The organism is Nocardia sp. NPDC060220 (assembly GCF_042727815.1).
Lineage (GTDB): Bacteria > Actinomycetota > Actinomycetes > Mycobacteriales > Mycobacteriaceae > Nocardia.
Map to the genome: position 1 here is coordinate 1 of NZ_JBHWZY010000531.1, position 4,890 is coordinate 4,890.

Consider the following 4,890-nt stretch of genomic DNA (forward strand, 5'->3'; position numbering starts at 1 on the left):
GGTATTCGCGGTGTCGCGCACGGCGATTCGATGCTGGCCGTAGCCGGTGCCGCGCACCAGCAGCTCGGGCAGGGTGGGGGTGGCCGACGGAGTCGGGCCGTCGCCGAGATGAGTCAAGAAGGTGTACTCGGCGTGATCGGACAGCGGTAGATCACCGGCCGGGATCCGTGGGTCGGCGGCGATCGCGGTGAGCAGCCGGGCCAGGCGCCGCACGAACGTGTCCGCTTCGTGGTCATCGAAAACGGTTCGGGCGAACGACATCTCGATCGCCGAGCCCGACGTCGTCTCGAGCACCGTCACGAGGAGTTCGCCGGCTGTCACGGCGTCGTCCCCGGGCAGGGTGTGCCGCGCAGCCGAACCGGCTGCGGTCGTCACCGCGGCGGGCACGGGCAACGGGTCGTCCGATGAGCCGGTGGACCGTACTTCCAGCGACACCTGTCCCAGCGCGCGGGGCTCGACGCCGAGCAGCTCGGCGAAGTCCGCGAGCGGGATTCCCGCATGAGCCAGCGCCAGCGTCTCGGCCTCGTGTGCCCGCGTGAGCAGATCGAGGAAGGGCGCCGCGAGATCGATGGTGATGCGCAGCAACAGATCAGGAGTGCGGGTTCGGATCACGATGTCGTCGGATGCCGTGAGTCGCGCGAGGAGTACAGCCAAGGCGGTGCCGACCAGCGATTGCCTGCTCACGTTCGCGGTGCCGGCGAGTTCATGGAGGGCTCGGTGCACCGTCGTCGGGACGGTCGATCTGGCACAACCGTGCTCGGCGCCGAGGCGATTGTCCGCATGCCCACTCTGCGCGCGCGAGAGGTCGGGGCGTGCGCCGCCGGCGACCACGTGGTCGGTGGGCAGGACCAGGCGAGCCGGCAGGTCGGCCAACGTCTGGCGCCAGTAGCGGGATCGGGTGATCGGGTCGGCGGGGTCGGTGGTGAGCTGGTGGGCGAGGTCGACGACAGGCGTGGTCGGGGCGGCGACGAGGTTGTCGATCGCCGTGCGGAGACGGTCGGTGAGCGCGCGAGCCGCGGGATCGGAGACGAGGTCGCGGCGGTACTTGATCTGCACTTGGGTGCGGGCACCGAGGAAGACCAGGACCGTGATCGGGTAGTGGGTGTGGTCGGCGCCGTGCAGGTCGTCGATGCTCAGGTCGTCGAGCGCGCCGCCGGCCTGTTGGAGACCTTCGACGTCGACGGGGTAGGACTCGAAAGCGAGCATGGTGTCGAAGAGTTCGCCCGGTCCCGCGACGCGCTGGATCGCGCCGAGGCCGAGGTGGTGGTGATCGAGCAGGGAGGCCTGCTCGGCTTGGACGGCGCGGATCAGGTCACCGACGGTGGCGGTGGGGTCGATGCGCACCCGCACCGGGACCGCGTCGACGAACAGCCCGATCATGTCGCCGACGCCGTCCAGCTGAGGCGGGCGCCCGGACACGGTCGCACCGAACACGACATCCTCGCGTGCGGTGCTCGCGGCGACGACCAGGCCCCAAGCTGTTTGGAACACGGTGTTCGCGGTGACCTCGGCGGCCGCGGCGACGGCGGTCAGCGCGGACGTCCGCGCGGCGTCGAGTTCGAACTCGCACAGGCCGTAGCCGTGGCCGGTCGCCGGCGGCCAGGTGAGCTCGGGGGCGATCATCGTCGCCGACACCCCGTCGAGGACCTCCGACCACGCGCGCTCCGCGGCGGTGCGGTCCTGGCGGGTGAGCCAGGCGAGGTAGTCGCGGTAGGGGCGCACCGGCGGCAGCGGGGTCGCGTCGCCGTGGGTGGCGTAGAGGACGAGCAGTTCCTTCATCAGCAGCGGCATGGACCAGCCGTCGAGGAGGATGTGATGGCCGGTCAGGACGAGGTGGCTGCGCCCGGAACCGATGGTGTACACCGTGAATCGCAGCAGCGGCGCGATCGTGGGGTCGAAACCTGCCTGTTGATCGGCGGCGAGCAGAGCGGGCAGCTCGGTGTCGGTGGCTTCGACGATCCGCAACGGTGCCTCGACGGCGTCGGCGACGAGCTGAACGGGGGTGCCGTCGGGGGTGGTGACGAAGGCCGAGCGCAGGTTGGCGTGCCGGTTCAGCACCGTCGCGGCCGCGTGGCGAAGCCGGTCGATGTCGAGCTCGCCGGTCAATTCGGCCATGAGCTGGATGACATAGGCGTGGACCGACTCGTCGAGCATCTCGCCCAGCGCGAGCAACGAGTGCTGCAACGGCGACAGCGGCAGCACATCCGACAGACCCGGGTGGGTCGTGCGCCAGGTGTCGAGGTCGTTTTGCGAAACCTGTACCAGGGCAACATCGGAGGGGGTCAGCCCGCCCGCGGACGGGTGGAGGGTGTGGTCGGCCAGTGCGGTGAGCCAGCTCGTCCAGTCGTCGGCCAGCTCTTGGACCTCGGACTCGGACAGGATGCCGGTGGCGTAGCGGAAGTCCGCCCGCAGTCGCGGCCCGGTGTCGGTGGTGACGGCGATCGCGTTGATGTCGAGAACGGTGTGCGCGGGCAGGGTGGGGTCGTAGTCGACGGCGATGTCACCGAGGTCGGCGGTGGGCAGCCACGCGGTGTCGTCGGTGGTCCGGGCCGCGGTGCTCGCGCGACCCAGGTAGTTGAAGCCGATCTGGCCGATGGTGCCGGACAACCGGTTTCGGGTGTGCGGGTTCCGGCGCAGCACACCGAAGCCGATACCGTTGTCCGGCACGGCCAGCAGCTGTTCTTTGACGGTGCGCATCGTCGCGGCGAGGGCTTCGTCGTCGAAGACCGCCGGTGTGATCGCGGACAGGTCCAGGGCTACGGGGTAGACGGTGGTGAACCAGCCGACGGTGCGGGTCAGATCCGCGCCGGGGACGGCGTCCTCTTGGCGGCCGTGGCCTTCGAGTCGCAGTCGTAGAGTGGGAGCGTCGACACCGCGCCGGGCACGCCAGACCCGCACGGCCAAGGCCAAGGCCGCGAGCAGGGGGTGATCGGCGCCTGCCCGGTATTGCGCGGGCAGCGTCGTGAGCAGGGGTTCGGTGATCTCGGCGGGGATCTGCACGGTGATCGACCGCATCGTCGCCTCGGTATCGAGGCTGCTGTCGACCGCGCGGGCGCCGAGCAGCGGGTCAGGGGTGGACAGGACCTGGTGCCAGTGGTCGAGTTCGGCGGTGCGCTCGGCGGTGGCGAGGCCGTGCGCCCACCGGCGGAACGACGTACCGACCGGCGGCAGGGCGATCCGCTGACCTGCTGCGTACTGGGCCCACGCCACGACCAGGTCGGGGAGCAGGATCCGCCAGGAGACACCGTCGATGACGTAGTGGTGGGCGGCGACCGCCAGGACATCGCGAGCGCCGTGCCTGCGGATCCAGGTGAAGGCGATCATGCGGGCGGTGGCGGGATCCAGCGCCGAGAGCGCCGAATCCATGGCGGCCGTGCCGATTCGGGTCAGCTCATCCGGTGTGAGCGCCGAGAACGCGTCGATCTCGGTGATCAGAGAGTCCGCGTCGACACGATGGGGTGGCAGGACTTCGAACTGCCAATTGTCGCTGTCGCGTCGCAGGCGCGAGCGCAGCATGTCGTGGTGGCGCAGGAGCGCGGCGATGATGGCGACCAGAGCTGGGCGGTCGATGTTCTCGGGGAGTGCCAGGACCATGGTCTGGGCGAAACGGTCGCTGGAACCGGTGGTCAGGAACTCGGCAAGGACCGGCGTCAACGCGATATCGCCGATGCCCCCGCCGGGCAGTTCCGCCAGCACGGACGACTGTGGGCTGTCGAGTGCGGCGACGTCGGACAGCTTTGCCACGGTGCGGTGTTCGAACACGTCACGGGTGGTGAAGACGATGCCCGCGGCGCGGGCCAGCGACACCAGCTGGATCGACAGGATGCTGTCGCCACCGAGCGCGAAGAACGAATCGTGCACGCCGACGCGCGGTATGCCGAGGACGCGGGCGAACAGCTCGGCCAGCAGGGTTTGACTCGCACCGATGGGTGCCGCGGTGGGCGCGGTGGCGACGACCGGTTCGGGCAGGGCGTTGCGGTCGAGTTTGCCGTTGGAGGTCAGGGGCAGGGTGTCGAGCACCACGATCGCCGACGGCACCGCGTGCGTAGCCAGGCGGTCGGTGGCGTACGCGGTGAGGACGAGGGGGTCGGCGCAACGATCCGGTGCCGCGAGCACATAGGACACCAGCGTGGTCGATCCGGCGGGGCTCCGACGTCCGACGGTCACCGCGAATTCGACATCGGGGTGGCTGACGAGCACGGCATCGATCTCGCCCGGTTCGATCCGGAAACCGCGCACCTTCACCTGGGTGTCGGCACGGCCGAGGTAGTCGATGTCGCCGGTGTCGCGCAGGCGCACCAGATCGCCGGTGCGGTACATGCGGGTGCCGGGCGCACCCCACGGGTCGGGGACGAATCGGGCCGAGGTCGTCGTCGGCTGATTGCGGTAGCCGCGCGCCAACGCGCGCCCGCTCAGATAGAGCTCGCCGGTGACACCCGGCGGGACCGGGTTCAGGCGGGCGTCCAGGATCATCGCGTGTGTGCCGTGCACGGGGGCGCCGATCGAGATCGGTTGTCCGGCCGTGAGTTCGGCGTAGGACGAGATGATCGTGGTCTCGGTGGGGCCGTAACCGTTGAGGTAGCGGCGTCCGGGCTGCCATTTCGCGAGCAGTTCCGGGGTGGTCACGTCGCCGCCGACGGACAACGATTCCAGTGCGTGCAGACCGGCCGGGTCGAGGGTGCCCAGGACCGCGGGGGTGATGATGGCGTGGGTGACGGACTCGGCGGCCAGCAGATCCGCGAGTTCGATCCCACCCGCGATGTCGGACCCGACGACGACCAGCGTCGCACCGGTGGTGAAGGCGCACAGCCATTCGAGCACGGAGGGATCGAACCAGGGGGCGCAGATGTGCAGGAAGCGGTGCTCGGATTCGAGGCGGTAGCGGCGGAC

At 70.0% G+C, this 4,890-nt stretch carries 1 protein-coding gene; it reads right to left on the minus strand.

Annotated elements, in window-relative coordinates:
• Window positions 1-4,890: condensation domain-containing protein (locus ACFWF3_RS24325; RefSeq protein ID WP_379315428.1), on the minus strand; the 4,890-nt coding region annotated here is incomplete at both ends.